The sequence below is a fragment of the Pseudomonas sp. GW821-FHT05H12 genome (assembly GCF_059419385.1).
Genome location: NZ_JBWKRS010000030.1, coordinates 36,810 through 60,030, shown reverse-complemented (window position 1 = coordinate 60,030; position 23,221 = coordinate 36,810). Strand labels below are relative to the sequence as shown.

Annotated in this window: 23 protein-coding genes; 11 read left to right on the top strand and 12 right to left on the bottom strand. The window is 62.4% G+C overall.

What is annotated here, in order from left to right:
* Positions 1 to 122: 122 nt before the first annotated feature.
* From hemL to AC07SU_RS23170, 3 genes are read right to left on the bottom strand one after another with little or no spacing between them, the layout of a single operon-like run.
* Positions 123 to 1,406, bottom strand: a complete 1,284-nt coding sequence (hemL, locus tag AC07SU_RS23180; RefSeq protein ID WP_176998515.1) for a glutamate-1-semialdehyde 2,1-aminomutase — start codon at positions 1,404 to 1,406, stop codon at positions 123 to 125.
* Positions 1,407 to 1,436: 30 nt separating this feature from the next.
* Positions 1,437 to 2,063: a thiamine phosphate synthase gene (gene thiE / locus AC07SU_RS23175; RefSeq protein ID WP_494998344.1), complete on the bottom strand. Its 627-nt coding sequence runs from the start codon at positions 2,061 to 2,063 to the stop codon at positions 1,437 to 1,439.
* Positions 2,064 to 2,082: 19 nt separating this feature from the next.
* Positions 2,083 to 2,880 (bottom strand): hydroxymethylpyrimidine/phosphomethylpyrimidine kinase, encoded by a 798-nt coding sequence (locus AC07SU_RS23170; RefSeq protein ID WP_176998513.1) that lies wholly within the window; start codon positions 2,878 to 2,880, stop codon positions 2,083 to 2,085.
* 286 nt (positions 2,881 to 3,166) lie between these two features.
* Here AC07SU_RS23170 and AC07SU_RS23165 point away from each other — a divergent pair, with 286 nt between their 5' ends.
* The 4 genes from AC07SU_RS23165 (at position 3,167) to AC07SU_RS23150 (ending at position 9,636) form a co-directional block, all read left to right on the top strand.
* On the top strand, positions 3,167 to 5,545 hold the full coding sequence (locus tag AC07SU_RS23165) for a hybrid sensor histidine kinase/response regulator (protein ID WP_494998343.1): 2,379 nt from the start codon (positions 3,167 to 3,169) through the stop codon (positions 5,543 to 5,545).
* 89 nt (positions 5,546 to 5,634) lie between these two features.
* A complete protein-coding gene (locus tag AC07SU_RS23160; protein ID WP_494998342.1) occupies positions 5,635 to 7,284 on the top strand; it encodes an acyl-CoA dehydrogenase family protein in 1,650 nt (549 codons plus the stop codon).
* 149 nt (positions 7,285 to 7,433) lie between these two features.
* Entirely contained in the window at positions 7,434 to 8,933 is a 1,500-nt protein-coding gene (gene amn, locus AC07SU_RS23155; RefSeq protein ID WP_176998510.1) for an AMP nucleosidase, read from the top strand.
* A gap of 67 nt (positions 8,934 to 9,000) precedes the next feature.
* Positions 9,001 to 9,636 carry a pseudouridine synthase gene (locus tag AC07SU_RS23150; protein WP_494998341.1) on the top strand — a complete coding sequence of 212 codons (636 nt, stop codon included), beginning with the start codon at positions 9,001 to 9,003 and terminating at the stop codon, positions 9,634 to 9,636.
* Here the strand turns inward: AC07SU_RS23150 and AC07SU_RS23145 are convergent.
* Positions 9,631 to 9,840, bottom strand: coding sequence for a DUF2788 domain-containing protein (locus AC07SU_RS23145; RefSeq protein WP_025999909.1), 210 nt, complete (start codon positions 9,838 to 9,840; stop codon positions 9,631 to 9,633). The two genes, AC07SU_RS23150 and AC07SU_RS23145, sit on opposite strands and share 6 nt — an antisense overlap.
* Positions 9,841 to 10,024: 184 nt before the next feature.
* Positions 10,025 to 10,504, bottom strand: coding sequence for an Lrp/AsnC family transcriptional regulator (locus AC07SU_RS23140; protein ID WP_003194418.1), 480 nt, complete (start codon positions 10,502 to 10,504; stop codon positions 10,025 to 10,027).
* Between the two features lie 432 nt (positions 10,505 to 10,936).
* Here AC07SU_RS23140 and AC07SU_RS23135 point away from each other — a divergent pair, with 432 nt between their 5' ends.
* Positions 10,937 to 12,043, top strand: coding sequence for a DUF6515 family protein (locus AC07SU_RS23135; protein WP_494998340.1), 1,107 nt, complete (start codon positions 10,937 to 10,939; stop codon positions 12,041 to 12,043).
* Here AC07SU_RS23135 and AC07SU_RS23130 read toward each other — a convergent pair.
* Both AC07SU_RS23130 and pmcY read right to left on the bottom strand, forming a co-directional pair.
* On the bottom strand, positions 12,040 to 12,933 hold the full coding sequence (locus AC07SU_RS23130; RefSeq protein ID WP_494998339.1) for a cation diffusion facilitator family transporter: 894 nt from the start codon (positions 12,931 to 12,933) through the stop codon (positions 12,040 to 12,042). The two genes, AC07SU_RS23135 and AC07SU_RS23130, sit on opposite strands and share 4 nt — an antisense overlap.
* 15 nt (positions 12,934 to 12,948) lie before the next feature.
* A complete protein-coding gene (gene pmcY / locus AC07SU_RS23125; protein WP_176998507.1) occupies positions 12,949 to 13,368 on the bottom strand; it encodes a periplasmic Zn2+ metallochaperone PmcY in 420 nt (139 codons plus the stop codon).
* Between the two features lie 148 nt (positions 13,369 to 13,516).
* Between pmcY and hrpB the strand changes: the two genes are divergently transcribed.
* Positions 13,517 to 16,024, top strand: a complete 2,508-nt coding sequence (hrpB, locus tag AC07SU_RS23120) for an ATP-dependent helicase HrpB (protein ID WP_494998338.1) — start codon at positions 13,517 to 13,519, stop codon at positions 16,022 to 16,024.
* A gap of 123 nt (positions 16,025 to 16,147) precedes the next feature.
* On the opposite strand, the gene AC07SU_RS23115 is transcribed toward hrpB, so the two are convergent.
* Positions 16,148 to 17,236, bottom strand: a complete 1,089-nt coding sequence (locus AC07SU_RS23115) for an endonuclease/exonuclease/phosphatase family protein (RefSeq protein ID WP_494998337.1) — start codon at positions 17,234 to 17,236, stop codon at positions 16,148 to 16,150.
* Positions 17,237 to 17,276: 40 nt separating this feature from the next.
* Positions 17,277 to 17,936 carry a DUF7847 domain-containing protein gene (locus AC07SU_RS23110; RefSeq protein WP_494998336.1) on the bottom strand — a complete coding sequence of 220 codons (660 nt, stop codon included), beginning with the start codon at positions 17,934 to 17,936 and terminating at the stop codon, positions 17,277 to 17,279.
* A gap of 181 nt (positions 17,937 to 18,117) precedes the next feature.
* On the opposite strand from AC07SU_RS23110, the gene AC07SU_RS23105 reads away from it, so the two are divergent.
* The 3 genes from AC07SU_RS23105 to AC07SU_RS23095 all read left to right on the top strand — a co-directional run bounded on the left by AC07SU_RS23105 (position 18,118) and on the right by AC07SU_RS23095 (position 20,127).
* Positions 18,118 to 18,885, top strand: a complete 768-nt coding sequence (locus AC07SU_RS23105; RefSeq protein WP_494998335.1) for a DUF2076 domain-containing protein — start codon at positions 18,118 to 18,120, stop codon at positions 18,883 to 18,885.
* A 128-nt stretch (positions 18,886 to 19,013) separates the two neighbouring features.
* Positions 19,014 to 19,490 (top strand): NYN domain-containing protein, encoded by a 477-nt coding sequence (locus AC07SU_RS23100; protein ID WP_024077544.1) that lies wholly within the window; start codon positions 19,014 to 19,016, stop codon positions 19,488 to 19,490.
* A 25-nt stretch (positions 19,491 to 19,515) separates the two neighbouring features.
* The gene (locus AC07SU_RS23095) at positions 19,516 to 20,127 is read left to right on the top strand and encodes a 3'-5' exonuclease (RefSeq protein ID WP_176998501.1); all 612 of its coding nucleotides are present in this window, start codon (positions 19,516 to 19,518) and stop codon (positions 20,125 to 20,127) included.
* 112 nt (positions 20,128 to 20,239) lie between these two features.
* Here AC07SU_RS23095 and AC07SU_RS23090 read toward each other — a convergent pair whose 3' ends face one another.
* On the bottom strand, positions 20,240 to 20,536 hold the full coding sequence (locus AC07SU_RS23090; protein ID WP_494998334.1) for a DUF3077 domain-containing protein: 297 nt from the start codon (positions 20,534 to 20,536) through the stop codon (positions 20,240 to 20,242).
* Between the two features lie 492 nt (positions 20,537 to 21,028).
* Here AC07SU_RS23090 and AC07SU_RS23085 point away from each other — a divergent pair, with 492 nt between their 5' ends.
* Both AC07SU_RS23085 and AC07SU_RS23080 read left to right on the top strand, forming a co-directional pair.
* Positions 21,029 to 21,595: a hypothetical protein gene (locus AC07SU_RS23085; protein ID WP_494998333.1), complete on the top strand. Its 567-nt coding sequence runs from the start codon at positions 21,029 to 21,031 to the stop codon at positions 21,593 to 21,595.
* Positions 21,585 to 21,848 carry an acyl carrier protein gene (locus tag AC07SU_RS23080; protein ID WP_494998332.1) on the top strand — a complete coding sequence of 88 codons (264 nt, stop codon included), beginning with the start codon at positions 21,585 to 21,587 and terminating at the stop codon, positions 21,846 to 21,848. Before AC07SU_RS23085 ends, AC07SU_RS23080 begins: the two co-directional genes overlap by 11 nt.
* A gap of 121 nt (positions 21,849 to 21,969) precedes the next feature.
* Here AC07SU_RS23080 and AC07SU_RS23075 read toward each other — a convergent pair whose 3' ends face one another.
* Positions 21,970 to 22,662, bottom strand: coding sequence for a cyclase family protein (locus tag AC07SU_RS23075; RefSeq protein WP_494998331.1), 693 nt, complete (start codon positions 22,660 to 22,662; stop codon positions 21,970 to 21,972).
* Entirely contained in the window at positions 22,652 to 23,107 is a 456-nt protein-coding gene (locus AC07SU_RS23070) for an Lrp/AsnC family transcriptional regulator (protein WP_178919439.1), read from the bottom strand. Before AC07SU_RS23070 ends, AC07SU_RS23075 begins: the two co-directional genes overlap by 11 nt.
* Positions 23,108 to 23,221: the final 114 nt, after the last annotated feature.

The following is a 23,221-nucleotide window of genomic DNA, read 5'->3' as shown; positions in this document are numbered from 1 at the left end:
TTCTGCTGCGTGGGCAAGTTATCTGCCGGATTGCAGGTGATTTCTCGAAAAATGCAGGAAATCTCTGTAAGCAAAGTAGCAAATCTGACGCTGCCTAGGGCAACGTCAGACTCCATCGTCACTTATTTCAGGGCCGCGAAGGCGCGCTCGGCAGCATCCAGCGTCAATTTCAACTCGGCTTCGCCATGGGCGATCGACGTGAAACCGGCTTCGAAGGCACTTGGCGCCAGGTACACGCCACCTTCCAGCATCAGGTGGAAGAAGCGCTTGAACAGGTCGGCATCGCTGCCCATCACGTCATCGAAGGTGACGATGTCGTCGGCGCCACTGAAGTACAGGCCGAACATGCCGCCCGCTTGAGTGGTCACGAACGGAATGCCCGCGGCGTCGGCGCGCTGTTGCAGGCCGTCGAGCAGGCGGGTGGTGTAGTCGGTCAGCTCGGCGTGGAAGCCCGGGCGGCTGATCAGGCGCAAGGTGGTCAGGCCGGCGGCCATGGCCAGCGGGTTACCCGACAGAGTGCCCGCCTGGTACACCGGGCCCAGCGGGGCGATGTGCTGCATGATCTCGCGCTTGCCGCCGAAGCAGCCCACCGGCATGCCGCCGCCGATGATCTTGCCGAAGGTGCTCAGGTCGGGCGTCACGCCGTAATAGGCTTGCGCGCCACCGAGGGCCACGCGGAAACCCGTCATCACTTCGTCGAAAATCAACACCACGCCGTGCTTGTCGCACTGCGCGCGCAGGCCTTCGAGGAAGCCCGGTGCCGGTGGGACGCAGTTCATGTTGCCGGCGACCGGCTCGACGATGATGCACGCCACGTCCTGGCCCACTTCGTTGAGCATCTGCTCGACGGCGCCAATGTCGTTGAACGGCAGGGTCAGGGTGTGTTTGGCGAACGCGGCCGGTACACCGGCCGAGCTTGGCACGCCTTGGGTCAGCAGGCCCGAGCCGGCTTTAACCAGCAGGCTGTCGGAGTGGCCGTGGTAGCAGCCTTCGAATTTGATGATGCTGTCGCGGCCGGTAAAGCCACGGGCCAGGCGGATGGCGCTCATGGTGGCTTCGGTGCCGGAGCTGACCATGCGCACCATTTCCATCGACGGCACGATCGAGCAAACCAGGTCGGCCATCTCGGTTTCCATGGCGGTCGGTGCGCCGTAGGACAAACCGTGTTCCAGCTGCTTGCGCACCGCGTCCAGCACGTCCGGGTGGCTGTGGCCGAGGATCATCGGGCCCCAGGACCCCACGTAGTCCACATAGCGCTTGTCGTCTTCGTCGGTGACGTAGGCGCCTTCGGCGTGCTTGAAGAACAGCGGCGTACCGCCGACGCTCTTGAACGCACGCACGGGGGAGTTCACACCGCCGGGGATGTGTTTCTGGGCATTGGCAAACAGCGTTTCGGAACGGGACATGATGGGGCTCTCTGAATTCAAACTTGCTTTCTATTTAAGGAGCAGAAGGGCGTTGAACGCACGGGCGCGACGGGTGACTTCCGCGGTGCTGTCGGCACCGAAAAGGCCGTGCACCACGGCAAGCAGGTCGGCACCGTGGGCCACCAGCGGCTCGGCGTTTTCCAGGGTCACGCCGCCGATCACGCAGATCGGCAATTGCACGCGGGCGCGGGCCTGGGCGAGCATTTCAACGGTGGCGGCAGGTGCGCCGGGCTTGGTACTGGAATTGAAGAAGCGGCCGAAGGCGACGTAGCTGGCGCCTTCCCGGGCGGCCTGCTCGGCCAGTTCGATCTGGCTGTGGCAGGTGGAACCGATGATCGCCTTGGACCCGAGCAGCGCACGGGCCGGGGTCAGCGGGCCGTCGGTTTGCCCCAGGTGCACGCCGACGCCCAGGCGCGCGGCCAGTTCGGCGTCGTCGTTGATGATCAACTGGGTCTTGTAGCGCGAGCACAGCTCCCGCAGCTTTTCCGCTTCACGCAGGCGCCGGGCTTCGTCGCTGCTTTTGTCGCGGTACTGCAACAAGGTCACGCCGCCGTCCAGCGCCGCTTCGACGTAGGCGAGGAATTTGCCGGCCAACAGTTGGCTGTCGGTAATGGCATACAGGCCACGTAGTTTCATCGGGCAGGCCTCTTAAGTCTTACGAGCAAAAATCCAACGGCAAGCGGCGCGGCACGAACTGGCCCTGGCCGAGTTGTTCGGCATCACGCAGGGTGCGCCAAGTGTAGTTGAGTGCCGATTGCACGGCGCTCACCAGGCCTTCGCCCTGGGCAATCCGCCCGGCCAATGCGCTGGCCAGCGTGCAGCCCGAACCGTGGTAGCTGCCTGGCAGACGCTGGCAGGTAAAGGTCTGGTGCGTGCCGTCGCGGCTGTAGAGGCGGTTGTGCACTTCGTGCTCGTCGCCGTGGCCGCCGGTGATCAGCAGGTGCTTGATATACGGCAGCAGCTTCTCGGCGCATTCGTCGGCCGTGCCGTCCGGCAGCTCGGCCAGGATGCGCGCTTCGGGCAGGTTCGGCGTGGCGATCAGCGACAACGGCAACAGCCGCTCGCGCATCGCATAACCGACCTCGTCCTTGCCCAGGCTGCCACCGCCACCGGCGCGCAGCACCGGGTCGCACACCACCGGCAGGTGCGGGTGCGCCTGCAGCAGTTCGACCACGGTGTCGACCATCGCGGTGGAGCCGAGCATGCCCAGCTTGACCGCCGCCACCTCAGAGTCGCCGAGCACGGCATTGGCCTGGGCCAGTACCCACTCGCGGTCGAGCACGCGGAAATCGCTGACATTGACGGTGTTCTGCACGGTCAGGGCGGTGACGGCCGGGGCCGCATGGCAACCCTGGGCGAGCAGGGCTTCGATATCTGCCTGCAAGCCGGCGCCACCACTTGGGTCGTGGCCGGAGAGACAGAGGACAACGGGGCGAGAGCTGTAGATATTCATGGTGCGCGAGCTTACCACCAAACGCTTTTTGCGTGGCTGTCTGGCGAGGGGGGAATTTCACCGCCTGCCAGGCAGGGTTTGTGGCTGTTTGCCAGCCCGTTTTGATGCCGAAAAAGTCGCTGAAAGTGCTGTTCTAGAGCCTTTCAAAAAATTATTTCAATGGTGTCTAATGGCCTGTACCGGCTATGCTAAAGTGGATCCAAACAACTTACTGTATCGCCGGTATACGTCTTCTCAAAAGGAATGGGGGCTTTTGACAGAACCGGACAGGCCACGCTGGGGCTCTATGCGCTATTTGCTGATCTTAATCTTGTGCGGGCTGCCGATGCTCGCCAGCGCCATCGAGTTCGACCAGGCCACTCGCAGCCTGCCGCTGGGCCGGGTCATGCAAGTGCTGGAAGACCCCACCGATGCCCTCACCATCGCCGACGTCAGCTCCCCTGCCTACGCTTCAAAATTCAAGACCCATGACAAAGCCACCCTCAATGCCGGCTATTCGCGCTCGGTGTTCTGGCTCAAGGTCGACCTGCATTACGTCGCCAAGGATGCCCGCGCCCCGCGCACCTGGTTCCTGGAATTGGCCTACCCGCCGCTCAATCGCCTGGACCTGTACCAGGACGACGGCACCGGCAACTATCGACTCACCACCCGCACCGGCAGCGCGCTGCCGTTTTCCAGCCGGGAAGTGCGCCAGAGCAACTACCTGTTCAAGCTCAATTTCGTGCCGGACCAGCAGGAGACTGTCTATCTGCGCCTGCAAAGCGAAGGTTCGATCCAGGCGCCGTTGACACTGTGGGCCGGCACCGCCTACCTGGAAGAACAGCCGCTGCGCCTGTACGTATTGGGCGCGATCTATGGCGTGCTGCTCGGCATGTTGATCTACAACCTGTTCATCTACCTGAGCGTGCGCGACACCAGCTACCTCTATTACATCTTCTATATTGCCTCGTTCGGCCTGTACCAGTTGTCGGTCAATGGCGTGGCCGTGGAGTACTTCTGGCCAAACAACCCGTGGTGGACGAACGCGGCGGTGCCGTTCCTGATCGGTTCGGCAGCGCTGTTTGGCAGCCTGTTTGCGCGCAGCTTCCTGCATACCGCGCAGCACAGTCGTTGGCTGGATCGGATCCTGCTGGGGCTGGCCGCGTGTGGCGGGCTGGTGATGGCCCTGGCGCTGTTGACCAGTTACGCCGTGGCGCTGCGCCTGGCCACCGGCTTGGCGCTGGTGTTCACCGTGACCATCTTTGTCGCCGCGATCAAGGCCTGGTGCTGCGGCCAGCGCATGGCGCGCTATTTCATCATCGCCTGGTCGGCCTTCCTGCTGGGCGGGGTGGTCAACACGATGATGGTGTTGGGCTACTTGCCTAATGTGTTCCTCACCATGTACGCCAGCCAGATCGGCTCGGCCATCGAAGTGGCGTTGCTGTCCCTGGCCCTGGCCGACCGCATCAACGGCATGCGCGAGCAGCAGGCGCAGATCCTCTTCGACGCCAGCCAGAAGCTTGAAGTGCTCAACCAGGAACTGGCCCGCAGCAATCGGCTCAAGGACGAGTTCCTGGCCACCCTGACCCACGAGCTGCGCACCCCGATGAATGGTGTGATCGGCTCCCTCGAGCTGATGCAGACCGTGCCGCTGGGCGATGACCTCGCGCAATACCAGCAAACGGCCGCTGGCTCGGCGCGGGACATGATGCGCATGGTCAACGGCATCCTCACCCTCACCGAACTGCAGGCAGGTCGCCTCAGCGCCCAGGCCCAGGTCTTCAGCCTGCGCGGCGTGCTCGACACTTTGCGCCAACAGTTCAACACCAGCGCCCAGAGCAAGGGCCTGGCGTTTTCCATTGATGTGGCCGACGAGTTGCCGGACCGCGTGATGGGCGACGCCGACAAACTGGTCCAGTGCCTGGACTGCCTGCTGGACAACGCCTTCAAGTTCACCCATGAAGGGGTCGTGCGCCTGCGCGTGGTGGGCGTCCCGCACAGTGATGGCAGCTTGCGCCTGAGTTTTATCGTCACCGATACCGGCATTGGCTTTGCGTTCCTCGACGAAGCCACCCTGTACCAACGCTTCTTCCAGCTCGATGGCTCGACCACCCGTGAATACGGGGGGCTGGGGATTGGCCTGGCGATCTGCCGCCAGTTGATCGAGCTGTTGGGCGGGCGGCTGACCCATCATTCCGAGCCGCGCAAGGGCAGTCGGTTCCAGTTGGAAGTGAGCGTCGTCCAGGTCGCGCCCGAGCCCAAGACCACCGGGCCGGAGCCATTCAGTCAGCGTGCGCCCCAGGAGTGCGCGGTACTGCTGGTGGATGACAACAGCGTGGGCCAGTTGGCCGTGCGCGGCATGCTGCTCAAGCTTGGCTATCGGGTCAAAACCGTGGACAACGGCCCGGCTGCCTTGGCGATCTTGCAGAGTGAAACCTTCGATGCTGTGTTACTGGATGTGCCAGAAGGCGGCTTCTCACTGTGTTGTCAGATCCGCGCCTTGCCGGGCTGTGGCGAACTGCCGGTGATTGCCTTGAGCACTTCGTTGCAGGCCCCGGAACGCGAGCGTTGCCATGGCATTGGCGTGACCGATCGCCTGGCCAAGCCGGTGCGTTTCGAGGCGTTGCAGGCGGTGCTGGAACGTCGCTTGTTGTGCCCGCTAGAGGGCGAAAGCGCCGAACATTAGGCGCGTATGCCACTTTTTTAAGGGGGATGACGGTGCTTAACTGAAAAACAGGCCCAACTGAACGCGGCCTTTTTTCCAGGAGGCCCGTCATGAACCTGCATCAATTTGCCGAAACCCACGACGTCACCAACCAGCCCCCGTCGCTCGACGGCACCAATCTGTACCGCATCGATTTGCCCCTGCAGGAATGGTCGCGACGCTTTGGCGCGGGCTGGGCCGAGGCGCGTATAGACGCCTACGGTGCGCTGGCCGGTGGGCCGTTGATGGAGGCCGGGTTCCTGGCGAACCAGAACAAGCCGGTGTTCAACAGCCATGACCGGTATGGTCATCGGGTCGATCTGGTCGAGTTTCACCCCGCGTACCATGAACTGATGCGCACGGCGGTTGAACATGGCCTGCCGTCCCTGCCGTGGGCCCATCCGCAGTCCGGTGCCCATGTGGCCCGCGCCGCCATGACTTACCTGCACAGCCAGGCGGAAGCCGGTACCGGTTGCCCGTTGACCATGACCTTTGCCTGCGTCCCGGCCCTGCGTTTGCAACCGGACCTGGCGCAGGCCTGGCTGCCGAAAATCCTCAACACCCAATACGACCCGCGCAACGTTGGCATCGCCCACAAGGCGGGCGCCACCATTGGCATGGCCATGACCGAGAAACAAGGCGGCACCGATGTGCGCGCCAACACCACCCGCGCTTACCCCGTGGGCGCGGGCGGCCCCGGGCAAGCCTACGAACTGGTGGGCCACAAGTGGTTTTGCTCGGCGCCGATGTGCGATGCCTTCCTGACCCTGGCCCAGACCGACAAAGGCCTGACCTGTTTCCTGCTGCCTCGGCACCGCCCGGATGACACGCGCAACGAGTTTTACATCCAGCGCCTGAAGAACAAGCTGGGCAATTGCTCCAACGCCTCCAGCGAAGTGGAGTTCCGTGGTGCCCTGGCCTGGATGATCGGCGAAGAAGGCCGTGGCGTGCCGACCATCATCGAAATGGTCGCCATGACCCGCTTTGATTGCATGGTCGGCTCCAGTGCCCTGATGCGCCAGGCGCTGACCCAGGCCAGCCATCATTGCGCCCACCGTTCGGTCGGCGGGCGCGTGCTCAGCGAGCAACCGCTGATGCAAAACGTGCTGGCCGACCTGGCCCTGGAAAGCGAGGCCGCCCTGGCCTTGAGCATGCGCATGGGGCGCGCACTGGATCACCTGGGCGATGAGAGGGAGGCCAAGTTCGCCCGGCTGGTGACGGCGGTGGGCAAGTATTGGATCTGCAAGCGGGCGCCGGCGATGATCAACGAGGCGGCCGAATGCATGGGCGGTGCGGGTTATGTGGAAGACAGCATCCTGCCGCGCCTCTACCGTGAGGCACCGGTGAATTCGACGTGGGAAGGGTCGGGCAACGTGCAATGCCTGGACGTATTGCGAGCACTGTCGAAAGAACCCGGTGTGTTGGAGGCCTTGTTCGTCGAGCTGGGGGACGGGCATGGCGACAAGCGGCTGGCGCGACAGATCGAGCAGTTGAAGTCAGCCTTCATGGACACCCAGGACATTCAATACCGCGCACGGCAATTGACCGAGGACATCGCCGTGGCGTTGCAGGCCAAGTTGTTGCTGGAGGCCGGGAATGCGGCAGTCAGCGATGGTTTCATTGCCAGCCGCCTGGGCGAATCGTCAGGCCGGGCATACGGCACCTTGCCGCGCGGCGTTGATGTAGAAGCCATCGTCACCCGCTCAACCCCCACTTTCTGATCGCCGCCCCCCCTGTAGGAGCCGGCTTGCCGGCGATGGCGGCCTTGAGACATGTATTGAACTCAAGGGCTCTATCGCCGGCAAGCCGGCTCCTACAAGGTGAGGTGTTTCCAACGCCGGTGTTTCGGTGAAGCTGGGATACAGGCAAGATGAAGGCCTGCACGTCAGAACACAGGATGCTTACCGTGACCGAAGCTTTTGTTGTCGTTCAAACCGCCGAGGAAGCCGTGGATCGGCTGGCGGCTCTGCATGAGCGTGCTACCGGCGCGCTCAACCAAGCCCTCAAGCGATACCTCAAAGACCGCGTCGAACCCGACGCCGAACAACGTGCGCTGTTTCGCTACCCGGAACTGCGCCTGACCTACCACTGCCACGGCGAAGTCCCACAGACGACCCGGGCGTATGCCAAGGTCCAGTTGCCGGGGACCTACAGCGTCACCGTCACTCATCCCGGCGCGTTTCGTAAATACTTGCTGGAGCAACTGGTGCCGCTGATGCACGACTTCACCGTGACGGTGGAAGTGGGCGTCAGCGAACAGAACATTCCCTACCCGTACGTGGTGGAGCAGGGCGACGAGCTGGCCGGCTCCGGCGTGACCGCAGCGACCCTGGCCCGTGTGTTTCCGAGCACCGACCTGTCGGCGGCCACCGATGGCATCGCCGATGGCCTCTACGACTGGGAAAACACCGACCCGCTGCCCTTGGCGCTGTTCGATGCGGCCCGCGTGGACTTCTCCCTGCGCCGCCTGGTGCACTACACCGGCAGCGACTGGCGCCATGTGCAGCCGTGGATCCTGTTGACCAACTACCACCGCTACGTTGATCAGTTCATCCTGCATGGCCTGGAACAACTGCGCAGCGACCCGCGCTTTATCCGCATGGTGCTGCCGGGCAACGTGGTGATCGACAAGTCCATGGACCATGGCGAAGCCTCTGCCATCGCCGCGGGCGTGGTCTGGCACCGTTACCAGATGCCGGCCTACCACCTGCAAGCCAGCGATGGCCATGGCGTGACCCTGGTGAATATCGGCGTTGGCCCGTCCAACGCCAAGAACATCACCGACCACCTGGCGGTGCTGCGTCCGCATTGCTGGCTGATGATCGGCCACTGCGGCGGCCTGCGCCAATCCCAGACCATCGGCGACTACGTGCTGGCCCACGCCTACATGCGCCGTGACGGGATTCTCGACCGCGTGGTGCCGCCGAACATCCCGATCCCGGCCCTGGCCGAAGTGCAGCTGGCCTTGCAGCAGGCGGCGGCCAACGTCACCGGCGAAAAGGGCGAAGAGCTGAAAAAACGCCTGCGCACCGGCACCGTGTTGACCTACGACGACCGCAACTGGGAACTGCGCTGGGCCCAGGAGCGTCCGCTGATCAACCTGTCCCGCGCCGTGGCCGTGGACATGGAAAGCGGCACCATCGCCGCCCAGGGCTACCGCCTGCGGGTGCCGTACGGCACGTTGCTGTGCGTCTCGGACAAACCGCTGCACAGCGAGATCAAGCTGCCGGGCTCGGCCAACGCGTTCTATGAGCGTGCGGTGAGCCAGCACTTGAAGATCGGCATCGAGGCGGTAGATCTGCTGCGCACCGAACTCAACTCGTTGCACTCGCGCAAACTGCGCAGCTTCGACGAGCCGCCGTTCCGCTAGTCGGGATGGTCATTTAACGGTCAGGCCACTAGCATTGTCGGTCCTGACCGTTAGATGTACCGAAGCCATGTCCCGTCCCACTCGTCCCGATTCGCGCCGCCCTGGCGTGAAACCTCCGTATTCCGCTGCACGCCGTGTCGCCAAGGCGCCACCGGCCGAGCCCAAATTGATCCTGTTCAATAAGCCGTTCGACGTGCTGACCCAGTTCAGCGACGAAGGCGGGCGCGCCACACTCAAGGACTTCATCGACATACCCGGCATCTACCCGGCCGGTCGCCTGGACCGCGACAGCGAAGGCTTGCTGCTGCTGACCAACGATGGCCAATTACAGGCGCGCATTGCCGACCCCAAGCACAAACTGGCGAAAACCTACTGGGTGCAAGTAGAAGGCGAGCCGACGCAAGAGCAACTGCAACGCCTGCGTGATGGCGTTGAGCTCAACGACGGCATGACCTTGCCCGCCGAGGCTCGGCAGTTGGATGAGCCTGAGCTATGGCCGCGCAACCCGCCGGTGCGCTTTCGCAAAAGCGTGCCCACCCATTGGTTGGAGCTGGTGATTCGTGAGGGGCGCAACCGCCAGGTTCGGCGCATGACCGCTGCCGTGGGCTTGCCGACGTTGCGCCTGGTGCGGGTGCGTATCGGTGACTGGTCGATCGACGGCCTGGACCAGGGCCAGTGGAAGGAAGTGGCGGCGCGCTTATAAAGCGCCGGATTCGATCAGGCCGATCACCACGCTCTTGATGATGAACGCCGCCACGCCCAGCCCCAGCACGAAGAACAGGATGAAAGAACCAAAGCGCCCGGCCTTGGACTTCTTCGCCAGGTCCCAGACGATAAAGCCCATGAAAATGATCAGGATGGTGACCAGGCCGGTCATCATCCATTCTTCAAACAGGGCGGGGTCGATGTTGTTCATGCGGGAATTTTTCCGACAAGGCAGGCGGGAAAGTATACGGCAGTGTTACAGACACAATATTGACCTGCGTCGTGGCGCGGTCAATGTGGGAGCTGGCTTGCCTGCGATTGCATCACCTCGGATAGGCTGATACACCGAGCCGCCTGCATCGCAGGCAAGCCAGCTCCCACATTTGTTATGTGCGCAGGTGGGTCAGCGGCAACTCGGTGCTGTTGAGCACCTGGTTCAGCACAAAGCTGGAGCGCACGCTGGTCACGCCTTCAATGCGGGTCAGGTGGCCCAGCAGCAGCTTTTGATAGTGGTCCATGTCCGGCACCACGACTTTCAACTGGTAGTCGGCATCCATCCCGGTGACCAAACTGCATTCCAGTACCTGAGGCAGGGTGCGGATGGCGGCTTCGAAGTTCTCGAAACGCTCGGGCGTGTGGCGGTCCATGCCGATCAGTACATAAGCCGTGAGGCTCAAGCCGAGCATCTTGCGGTCGAGCAGCGCGACCTGGCGGGCGATGTAGCCGTCGTCTTCTAACTGCTTGACCCGGCGTGAGCAGGGCGATGGCGACAGGCCGATACGCTCGGCCAACTCCTGGTTGGAGATCCTCGCGTCGCGCTGCAATTCCGCCAAAATACTCAGGTCGTATCGGTCAAGCTTGCTCATTGGGTTGGCCTTTGTCGTAACTATTGCGGTGAATTATCCATGAAGGGTTAAAAATTGCGCAAGCACTGTTTATTGACGCAATCTTCGCAATCATCTGCCGGGCACTCGCGGGTATCTTTATCAACAGAATCACCGCCTGGACAACAGTCCACTGCAGCCCGCCCAATCAGGCCCGCTGCGGCCGCCACCCCAGCAGGGTTGAGCCGGCCTCCAGGCTGCACACTGTCTACAAGACGGCGTGAGGTGAGCCAACGTCAAAAGCGTTGAGCCAGGACGAAATTCTCAAGGGGTGGCCGACGGGTCACCCCTTTTTCTTTGCCTTCAGAAAATTGTTCTCGTGACTGATAACCTGTCTTAGAACCGGGTGAGGCTTTTCCAGTCTCATGGTATGAGGCCGGACACTCTAGGCCCTAATCCGCAGTGAGGAATAGCATGAAGCGCATCTGGCGTATGGCAGGTGTAGGTTTGCTGATGATCAGCGTCGGCACGCAAGTGATGGCCGACGACCCACGCTCAGAAGGCGGTGGCCAGCATGAACGAGGGCCCGAAGGCGGGCGGCAAGGCAACGAACCGCCGCGACCGCAGAACAACCAACCGCGACCTGAGAATAATCAGCCGCGCCCTCAGAACCCTCAACCGCGGCCTGAAAACAATCAGCCGCGTCCGCAGAATCAACATTTCGAAAATAACCCGCCACGCCCGCAGAACGAGCACTTCGATCGTGGCGAGCAGCGTGGCGGTGGGCAATGGCAAGGGCGCCCGCAAGGTGCTGAACAGCCTCGGCCTGCGCCGCAACCGGCCCAACCGGCCAACAACCTGCCGATCCAGGGACGCCCGGATACCGTGCGTCAAACCCAGGAACCGCGCCAGGGTTACTACCAGGACATCCCACGCCGCAACGACGGCAACCCGCATTGGCAAGGCGGCAACGCCCCAGGCCCGCGCCCGGGCGGCGGTTTCAACGGCCACCCCAATGACGTTCGCTGGCCGGGCCGCCCGGATGGCCACGGCAATGGTTGGGGCCCGGGGCCGCAGTATCGCCCGGGGTACACCGTCGACCGCTTCACCGACCGCAACTACCGCGTGCCGTACCGTGGCCAGGATTACTTCTTCTCCGGTGGCTACTGGTACCGTCCCCAAGGCCCGCGTTATGTGGTGGTGACGCCGCCTTACGGCATCCGCGTGCAATACCTGCCGGATTATGCTCGGGAAGTGTGGGTGGGCAGTGCGCTGTTCTTCGTCGCTGCCGGTGCCTATTACACCTACGAAACCAGCTCGCAGCAGTACGTGGTGGTGCAACCGCCCGCACAGCCGCCTGCGCCCCAGGGCAATGGCTATGACGTTATCGCCTATCCCACCAATGGCCAATCACCGGCCCAGGTGCAGCAGGACGGCTACGACTGTTATCGCTGGGCGGTGCAGCAAAGTGGGTTCGATCCGCAGGCAGTGACCTACGCCCCGGACCCAGCGGTGGTGCAAACCTACCGCCAGGCCCAGGGCAACTGCCTGAGCAGTCGCGGGTATCAGGTGCAGTACTAGGCCTTGTTGCCCGTGACCACCTCCCGCGGGTCGGCGTGCACCAGCACTTCGGCACGCGGGTAGGCTTTGTGAATGGCGTCGGCGGCCTGGTCGCTGATGCCATGGGCGACTGACAGCGTCAATTCCCCCGGCAACTCCAGGTGCAGTTGCACAAACCAGTGGCTGCCGGAAATCCGCGTGCGCAGGTCATGCGCGCCCAACACCCCCGGAACGCCACGGGCCAGTTCCAACATATGCTGGCTCACATCGGGCGGCAGTTCCTCATCCATCAACACCGCGAAGCTTTCCCGGGCAATCTGGATGGCACTCCACAGGATGTAGGCGGCGATCCCTAGGCCGAACCAGGCATCCACTTGATGAAAACCGAAACCGGCCAGCACCAACGCCACCAGGATGCTGCCGTTGAGCATCAGGTCGGAGCGGTAATGCAGCGAGTCAGCCCGCACCGCGTTGGAGCCGGTTTCACGGATCACCCGGTGTTGCAGCATCAGCAACGCCACGGTCATCACCAGTGAGAACACGATCACCCCGATGCTCAACCACGGCGCGCCAACCGGTTCCGGGTGTTGCAGGCGTTGATAAGCCTGGAACGCGATCAGCACCGCACTGCCGGCGATAAACAGCGCCTGGGCCATACCCGACAACGATTCCGCCTTGCCATGCCCATAACGGTGATCGTCATCGGCCGGGCGCAGCGCGTAATGCACCGCCAGCAAATTCAGCAGCGAAGTCACGCCGTCCAGCAGTGAGTCGGTCAACCCGGCGAGCATGCTCACCGAGCCGCTGAGCCACCAGGCGATGGCCTTGGTGATAATCAGCGCACAGGCCACGCCCACCGAGGCGCGCGTCGCCAGGCGCAAAAGCCGGGCGTGTTCGGGGCTGCTGGTCATAGGCGGGTCGAATCCTTAGGCGGCGGGTTTCAGGCCCAGGGAGGCGAGTTGCTGCACGCTGCCCTTGAACTGGATCATGCGCGGGTCGTCCAGCGGCAAGCGGTGGCCGGTTTCTTTCTGGATGATGGTTTGCAGCTTGGCGTTGTCGACCTTGCCGTCGGCGCCGATGGCTTCGTGGAGTTTTTCCGGAGCCACCTGGGCGGTCTTGCCCGGCTCGAAATAGATGGCGCCGGTGGCGAAGTCCACACCAAACGCGATCAGGCCCGGGATCACATAGAACAGCAAGCCGATGGCATCGAGCACGGCGACGGTGGGGTCGATCTTGCCGTCGATCTGGCCACGGCGGTCGGGGAAGAAGATCGAGCCGCAGGCCGTCAACTGGCTCAGCAAGGTGACGGTGAGGACACCGCCGATGATGCGGGAAGCGATACGCATGGAGACTCTCCTGGACACTGTTAATACGAAACTATAAGCCAGCTCCCACATTTAACCGTGTTGCCAAGCCAATCGGGCGGTGTTTTTGAGACCGCCACCGACCTCAGGCAGTTCGCCGTTATACTCGCCGCTCTGCTTTGGAGCCAGTATGAATTCGTTGCCGATCGATGATGTTTTACCCGCCCTGCGTGACGCCTTGGCGAATCGCCATGAAGCCGTGCTGGAAGCGCCCCCCGGCGCCGGTAAAACCACCCGTGTGCCCTTGGCGTTGTTGAACGAGCCCTGGCTGGCCGGGCAGACCATCCTGATGCTCGAACCCCGCCGCCTGGCTGCGCGTGCTGCCGCCGAACGCCTGGCCAGTGAGCTGGGCGAAAAGGTGGGTGAAACCGTCGGCTACCGCATTCGCCTGGACAGCAAAGTCGGCCCCAACACCCGCATCGAAGTGGTCACCGAAGGCATCCTCACCCGCCGCCTGCAGGATGACCCGGCGCTGGAGGGCGTGGGGTTGCTGATCTTCGACGAATTCCACGAGCGCAGCCTCGACGCTGACCTGGCGCTGGCCTTGAGCCTCAACGGCCGCGACCTGTTTCGCGATGAGCAACCGCTGAAAATTCTGCTGATGTCCGCCACCCTCGAAGGCGAGCGTCTGGCCGGCCTGCTGGACAATGCACCGATCCTGCGCAGCGAAGGGCGCATGTTCCCGGTGCAGATGCGCTGGGGGCGGCCGTACCAGGCGGGTGAATTCATCGAGCCGCGTGTGGTGCAGACCATTCTTGAAGCTGTGCACGACGAGACCGGCAGCATTCTGGTGTTCCTGCCGGGCCAGGCCGAGATTCGCCGGGTCAATCAGCAACTGGCCGACGCCTTGGGTGATCGCCCGGATGTGCTCCTGTGCCCACTGCACGGTGAACTGGACCTCAACGCGCAGCGCGCCGCCATCGACCCGGCGCCTGCGGGCAAGCGCAAAGTGGTGCTGGCCACCAACATTGCCGAGACCAGCCTCACCATCAACGGCGTGCGCGTGGTGATCGATGCCGGGCTGGCGCGGGTGCCGCGCTTCGACCCGGGCAGCGGCATGACCCGCCTCGACACCCAGCGCATCTCCCGCGCCAGCGCGACCCAACGGGCCGGCCGGGCAGGGCGGTTGGAGCCGGGGGTGTGTTACCGGTTGTGGTCCGAGGACCAGCACGAAGGCCTGGCCGCCTACAGCAGCGCGGAAATCCTCGCCGCCGACCTGGCCGGCCTGGCCTTGCAGCTGGCGCGTTGGGGCGTCACGCCCACTCAACTGGTGTGGCTGGATGTGCCCCCGGCCGCGGCTTATGCCCAGGCCCAGGACTTGCTGGTGCGCCTCGGCGCATTGAATGAAGACAAGCTGACCGCCCATGGCCAGAAAATGGCCGAGCTGCCGGCCCATCCGCGCATCGCCCATCTGCTGCTGCGCGGGCAGGACCTGGGGCTGGCGGCGACGGCCTGTGATGTCGCGGCCTTGTTGGGTGAGCGCGATATCTTGCGCGGTGGCGGCGCGGACCTGCACAGCCGCCTGGCACTGTTATCTGGCGAGGAACGAGCGCGGGGCACAGGCGGTGGCGTGCAGCGGGCCAAGCAACTGGCGCGGCAATATCGCGGTTACCTGCGAGACCAGGCCACGCAGCCGGTGACCGACCCCGACCACCCACGTTGGCTCGGCGCCTTGCTGGCGCTGGCTTATCCGGACCGCGTCGCGCAGCAACGCCGCCCGGGTGGTGCCGAATACCGCCTGGCCAATGGCCGTGCGGCGCTGTTCGCCGAGGCCGACAGCTTGATGAAACAGCCTTGGCTGGTGATCGCCGACCTCGGCAGCCGTCAGGGCCAGCGCGAAGAACGCATCTACCTGGCGGCGGATTTCGACCCGGCGCTGTTCGACACGGTGCTTGCCGAGCAAGTGCGCACGGTCGACCAACTGGATTGGGACGAGCGCGAAGGCGTGCTACGTGCCGAGCGCCAGCGCAAAGTCGGCGAACTGGTGCTCAGCCGCGAGCCGTTGACCGGCCTTGATGAGTCCGCACGCAGCCAGGCATTGGTCAACCTCGTACGTCGCAAAGGCCTGGAACTGCTGCCGTGGACGTCCGAGCTGCGTCAATGGCAGGCCCGCGTCATGCTCCTGCGCCAACTGGACGCCGGAAAAACCAGCGAATGGCCCGACCTCAGCGACAACGCCTTGCTCGCCAGCCTGGAGCATTGGCTGATGCCCTACCTGGGCAAGGTCTCGCGCCTGAGCCATTTCGCCAACCTGGATATCTCCAGTTTCCTGCACAACCTGCTGCCCTGGCCGCTGCCTCAACGCCTGGATGAACTGGCGCCACAGCATGTGAAGGTGCCATCGGGGTCTTCGGTGCGCCTGGACTACAGCGAACAGCCGCCGATTCTGGCGGTGCGCTTGCAAGAGTTGTTCGGGCTGGCCGACACCCCGCGCATTGCCGGCGGGCGCCAGGCGGTGAAGCTGCACCTGCTGTCACCGGCACGCCGGCCGGTGCAGGTGACCCAGGACCTGGCGAACTTCTGGCGCAGTACTTACGCCGAGGTGAAGAAGGACCTGAAGGGGCGGTACCCGAAACACTACTGGCCGGATGACCCGCTGATTGCCGAGCCGACTGCGCGGATCAAACCTCGCAAGTAGGTCATGTGGAGATCAAATGTGGGAGCTGGCTTGCCTGCGATAGCGTTGGACCAGTGAAATATTCTTCAACTGACCCACCGCTATCGCAGGCAAGCCAGCTCCCACAGGTTTTTGTGGGGGCTGTTACTGCGCAGCCGGCAGCAGGAAGCGCGCGATCACCGGCAGGTGGTTGGAGATGCGCAAGGTATCGTCCTGGCGAACCTTCGCCTCCACCCGCTTGATGCGCGGGCTGTAGAACAGGTAGTCCAGCGTGCGATCCGGGCCTGTGGCGCGAGGGTCGTTGGGGAAATACGTCAGCCATTTCTCACGGTCGATGCCGCTTGATTGGCTGTTGCTCGGGATCATCGGGTACTTTTCCCACAGTAGATGCAGCTCGCTGTCCGGCGAATACTGCCCACGCTTGCCCGCGTCCAGGCGCAGGAACTGCCCCAGCGGCAGCACGTTGAAATCACCGCCAATCAACCAGGGCGTGCCCCGGCCTTCGAATTTATCCAACAGTTTGACGGTGCTTTTCACCTGCTCTTGCACGGCGCTGCGGCCGGGGGCGTCACCGTCGAAGCGGGTGTTGAGCACCGCCAGTTGGCCGCCGTCGCTCAACGGTAGATAGGTCAGCAGCAGCGCGGGTTTGGGTTGGAACTGACGGGCGATGAAGTTCGCGTCTGGCACCGGCAATTGCAGGCGTTCGGCGTGTTCGATCTGGTAGCGGCTCAGGGTCACGAGCTTGCGACCGACGCTGCCGAAGATATGCAGGTCGGGCACAAAGTCGGCTTTCCAGTCGAACGCTTGGGTACTGCAGGGGTAGAGATCGGCCACGCGCTCCTGGAGCAGTGTGACCTGATCCTGATAGTGGGAAGGCTTGGCGTTTTCGTCGAGCTCCTGCAACAGCAGGATGTCGGGTTGTTCTTCGCGGATCACCCGTGCCACTTCATCGAGGCTGGCGGCCATGTCTTCGATGGTGGGACGTTCGTCCGGGCCGCTGCCGTCGGCGGTGTCGTACCAGAACACGTAGTTCTTGCCGGCCAGGTATTGCACATTCCAGGTCATGACCTTGAGCGCCTGCCCGGGCAACAGGGTGGGCGCACGGGGCGCGACACAACTGACGGGCAGGGTTTGCTTGGGCTCGGGGCGCCAGGTCAGGCTGTAGACCATGGCGGCGAGCAGGCCGGCGATGATCACCAGGCCCAGCAAGGTTATGCGCAATAAACGGGTCATCGGCTCGGCTTATAGCGTTTGGAAAGTGCCACGGAGCATATCACCGCGCGTCGGCATCGCCACCGATCAGCATGAATAAACGGAACAGCACCACGCTGGTAAACAGCTGCAGGAAGCTGTGGGCGCTGTCGATCAATACCCCCAGCAGCGGCGCCGGCTCGGGATAAGCCGCCACGCTCGCGCCCTTGAGCAGCCACAACGGTGTCATCACGCACAGCAGGCACACCAGGATTCGCCAGAAATGCCCACGGGTCAGGCGAAAACTTTCCTTCATCGCCGCCAGCGCCGGCATGCCGCGCAGCACCAGCAGGTATTCGGCAAACGCCAGCACCACCATCAGCCACAGGCCCGGCAGGAAATACAACGACAGGCCCAGCAAGATCAGCAGGGTGCTCATGGCCGTGAGCAGGGCGAAACGTGGCCACAGCGTCAGGGCCATGGCCCACACGTCCTTTGTGCGCGGCGACTCGCCACGGGTGCGGGCGTCGAGAAACAGGATCAAGGCGCCGGTGTACAGCGGGTAGACGAGCAACCCCACCACCACGCTGTAGCCGGGGAAGGCGTCCGGGCCCAGCGTGTGATCGAGCACCTGTTGCAGCAGGGCTTCGAGGATCACCAGCGGCAGGCACAGCTGGACGATGGCGCCCAAATTGCCTCGGGTAAAACGAAGGGAGTCGCGCAGTACGTCTAACGGATTCATCGGGTTCATCACAGGCCTGAAAGCAAGGCCCACACTTTAACCGATCATGGCTGGCGGTAAGCAAACGTAAACCTTGCGTAAAGACCATTGAAACGTCTGGTAACAGCCCCATAACTAGAGGCGTAGCTTGCCTGATCACAGGCAGGCCCATGATTTCTACCGGCAATCTAACGAGGTCGCCATGAACAGCGAAGAGCAAACCCTGATCGATGGACTGTTTTCACGGTTGCAGCAAGCCGAAACGGATTCAGCCCCCCGCGACGCCCTGGCCGAAGCGCGGATCAAGGAGCACATGACTCGCCAACCAGCGGCCGGGTACTACATGACCCAGTCGATCCTGGTGCAAGAACACGCGATCAAGAGCCTCGACGCGCAGAACAAGCAGCAGGCGCAACAGATCCAGCAATTGCAGGATGAGTTGCAACAGGCCCGTTCCCAGGCCGCACAGCCTGCGCCGAGCAGCGGTGGTTTCCTGTCGAGCATCTTTGGTGGCGGTTCCCGCGACCCGCAACCGGCCCAGAGTGCCCCGGCGTCTTCGGGTGGCGGCTGGCGCGAACCGGCACGGCCTTCGTTTGGCCAGCCCGCGCCGCAGCAGAACTACGGTGCGCCGCAACAGAATTACCAACAGCCACAACAAGCCCCGGCCGCTCCCATCGGCAGCGGCTTCCTGGGTGGCGCGTTGAAAACCGCTGCTGGTGTGGCCGGTGGTGTGATGTTGGCCGAGGGCATCAGCAGCCTGTTCAATCACAACTCGCAACAGCCACAAGTGGTGGAAGAAATCATCCGCGAAGAGCCCGCGCCGGCCAGCGATCAGGGCGGCTGGGGTAACGATGACCAGCGCTTTGCCGGTGGCAATGACAGCTGGGGCAGCAACAACAGCGACAGCTTCGCCGACAACGATTACGCCGACGACTCTTCCTCCTTCGGCGACGACGACTCCTTCGTCTGACCCACCCAAGCCCGGTGCGCTTCGTCGCCCCGGGCTGATTTTTCGCTGAAACTTTCCCGTGGCTGGCATACTGGCGCCTTTGCGGACCTTCGTCTTCGAGGTCCACGCGGCAGCCATGGGGAAGTGCGGTGAAGAAAATTGCAGTGTTCGCCGATGTACAAAACCTCTATTACACCGTGCGCCAGGCGTATGGCTGCCACTTCAACTATGCGGCGCTGTGGGCTGATATCAGCTCGCGCGGGCAGATCGTCGAGGCGTACGCGTATGCCATCGACCGTGGCGACAGCAAGCAGCAGCAATTCCAGCAGATCCTGCGCAACCTGGGCTTCACGGTAAAACTCAAGCCCTACATCCAGCGCAGCGACGGCTCGGCCAAGGGCGACTGGGACGTGGGCATCACCATCGACATCATGGACGCCGCCGACCACGTCGACGAAATCGTGCTGGCCTCCGGTGACGGCGATTTCGACATGCTGCTCGACCGCATCATCCACAAGCATGGCGTCGAAGCCGTGGCCTACGGTGTGCCGGGGCTGACCGCCAATTCATTGATACGCGCCGCCAGCCGCTACGTGCCGATCGAAGGCGCGTTGTTGCTCAAATAAACAGTTAGACGGAGTTGGAACAGGTTTGGAACGTATAGCGGTCATCGACTTTGAAACCACCGGCATCACCCCCAGCAGCCACTGCCGGGCCACGGAAATCGCGGTGGTCATCCTCGAGCGTGGCCAGATCGTGGACCGCTACCAGAGCCTGATGAATGCTGGCGTGCGCGTGCCGGGTTTTATCGAGCAACTCACCGGCATCAGCAACGCCATGCTGCGCAGCGCGCCACCGGCCGAGCGGGTGATGAACGAGGTCAATGAATTCGTCGGCACCACACCGCTGCTGGCCCACAACGCCGCGTTCGACCAGAAGTTCTGGGACTTTGAGTTGGGCCTGATCCGCCGCACCCGCCTGCAAAAGTTTGCCTGCTCCTTGCTGCTGGCCCGCCGCCTGATGCCGTCGGCGCCCAACCACAAACTCGGCACCCTGACCTCATTCGCCCAACTGCCCCACACCGGCAAGGCTCACCGGGCGATGGCGGATGCGGAGATGGCCGCCAACCTCACCGCCCACCTGGCCCAGGAACTGCGCGGAACGCACGGTTTGCGCGAACTGTCCCACGACCTGCTGTGCAGCTTGCAGAAAGTACCGGCCGCCAAGATCACCGAACACCTGAAGAAACATCGCGGGGTCTGAACCCGCCATCGCCGGCAAGCCGGGCTCCTACAGGAGATTGCATCCAGCCCTGGCGACTCGGTCAACTGTGGGAGCTGGCTTGCCTGCGATGGCGCCCGTTCAGCCAACATTCCTACCGAGGCTGCACACAGTCCAAAGCCCGATTCACCACCCCCTTCGCCATCCCCACCAAATGCATCACCGCCCGTAGCTGCACGCTCAGCACCTCACCCGACGCCTGCACCGTCTCCACCGCGCAATGCAGCAAATCTGCCGCATGGGCCAGGGCATCTTCGAAGCTCAGGTTGTCATTCAGGGTAAAGGTAGGGGCATCCGGGGCGGACGCTTTGAGGTAGTAGTCGATGGCTCGGCGATTGAGCAGGGCGTCTTCGCTGAGGAAACTGGGTGGATCGGGGGTGATTTTGACCATGGTGGAGCTCCTTTGGGGAAAGAAGCCAACATCGTCCGCTTGCACGCGAATGAGGGTGGCAGCTGTACGCAGGTGTGCAAGACCGGGGCAAAGGTAACCCGGCAGACCCAAGGGTCTCCAGCGCACAGCCGCCATTGCAGATAAACGCCAACCAAAAAAATGGGCATTTAGATGTAGGGCGCTGGTGCACCTTTGCGAGTCGGACTTGCACGTCCGATCACCGAACAATCGATGACTGGGCGAGACTAGCTACCGAATCCGACGGAAACAAGGCCGTGGAATTCTCTAGGAAAGGTCCCGCAAATGAAAGGGATCGGTCTTGCTGGCCATCAAAACATCAGCTGTTTATGTGGGCTTTTAACTGCTTTCTGAATAGTCAGTAGGCCAAGCCCTGCTGCCTCGTCAGACCTTTCTGCTTTTGCCCGCCATCCCTCAATTGCACATCGCGGCGACCTACCATCACGTCTGTCATTTACGTACAGGGACGACGTCATGCAGGAAAGCGACCTCCATACAGCAATCATGCGAAGCCAGTTCGAACTTGAACGCAATGGCATCAATCTCGGTTCAAGTTCAAGCATGGCGTTTCATTTGGGAAACACGATGACAAGCTGCCCAGCTGCTATGGTTTTGCATAACGCTCCAGGTGTTATCAACGGCGCCAATTATCAGCTACTTCGACCCATTCACGCTGATTCCGCAGTTCCGAACACCACGCTTGATGAGCTCTGGAAATGCACACAGCAACACTACGGTTTGACGGCGGCGACGGTCATCACTGGCGCGGCCGGCATACCCATCAGCAAAATTGCTGTGGGCACTTGGGTTCACGCGGGTTCCAGTAAAACCACGAACCTGGCAAGTCTTATCGGGATGCGCTTTTTTCCTCGTACACTGATCAGGCAGCCGACGATGGCCAGGATGGCAAAAGCAACGTTTGGCACCGTGCGGGTATTTGGCATTATTGGGCGAGGCATTCCCTTCGTTGCTGCGGGATTGGCTGTTTTTGATCTGATCAGTATTGGTAAATGTGCCTATGAAGCGAGCAATGGAAGGTAGTCAGACCAGAGCCGATATCAGCGAAAAGGTGATTCAGCTATTCGTCGACATCATTGGCTTTATCGACCGAAGCCAAGTGACGGAGCAAACGGATTTTATCCATGACTTTAAGATTATTGATGAGGATTTGACCTGCTTTGTCATGCAGATCAAGTGGCAATTTCAACTGCAGGCGACCCAGGCAGATTGGGATCACATCACCACCCTCAAGCAGATTGTCGATTTGATTGTTCAGCGTTCAGATCGGCTGTGACGCAACTGACGCCATCGCCGGCAAGCCGGGCTCCTACGGGAGATTGCATCCAGCCCTGGCGACTCGGTCAACTGTGGGAGCTGGCTTGCCTGCGATGGCGTCAGTCCGAGCGGCGATGTACTCAGGAAATAAACGCCATGACCGAAACCGGCGACCCCGACCCGCCTTCCAGCGCCAAAACGCCGATCACCACCGTCGAGCCCTTGGCCGGCAACCGATCAAGGTTTGTCAGGCACTCCAACACAATCCCGTTCCCCGCCAGCACCGCATGGTTTGTCGCGAAGGTGGTGCTTTGCCCCGGATCGACTCCATGGGTATCGATACCCACCCCGGCGACCTGGCGTTGTGAAAGCAAAAACACAATCGCGGCCTCGCCAATCCCGGGAAAATGAGAGCCTTGGGCATCCTGCCCGAAGAACGCAGTGGGGTCATTCCACAGGTGCTGCCAACCGGTGTACATCAGCACCACACAGCCCGGCTCGATGGTGCCGTGCTGGCGCTCCCAGTCTTGAATGTCTTGCACGCTGATCTCGTAGTCCGCCGTGCAACGGGCGCGCACATCAATCACCACCGCAGGCCGCACCAGGTCTTGCGGCGCGTAGCCATCAATGCCCATTCCATCGGCATAGAAACTGTTCGGCGCGTTCATGTGGGTGGCGCTGTGTTCGCCCATGCTGAAGCGCCGCAGGAAATAGCCGTCCTGTTCCAGCGAGGCAATGTCTGTGAACTGCACCGGTGGGTCCCCTGGCCACAGCGGGATACGCGGCGTGATCGGGTGGCTGAGGCTCACGACCGTGCTGTATTCAACCACCATTCTTGCCCTCCAGTTGGCCCAGCGGCACCCGCCGTTCTATCGCACTCGATAAGATGATCGAGGTCTTGCTGAACCCAAACTTCGCCACCCGGTTGATCAAGTTCTCCAGCTCCGGCATCGAGCCCACCGCCGCCTGCATGATCACGCACGGGTCGCCTGTTACCCGGTGGCATTCGGTCAGTTCCGGGATCTCAGCCAGGGCGTCGTACACCTTCTGGTTACCGTGGTTGGTCAGGCGCAGTTCCATCACGCATTGAATCGGCAGGCCGACCTTGGACAGGTCTACCTTGGCCTGGTAGCCGGTGATCACGCCGCTGGCTTCCAGCTTGGCCACGCGTTCGGCGACGGCGGGGGCGGAGAGGTTCACCGTGCGGGCCAGTTGCGCGTAGGACGCGCGGCCGTCTTCAAGCAGGGCGCTGAGGAGCATGCGGTCGTATTTGTCCATGAGAAGGCTCCAGTTGCGCGTGGCTTTCGAAAGCGTGGTTTATAGCCCTCATAACCGTGTTTTGAAAAGTGTATGGCCGCTTTAAACAGGTTTTGTAACTTATGTTTATTGGCC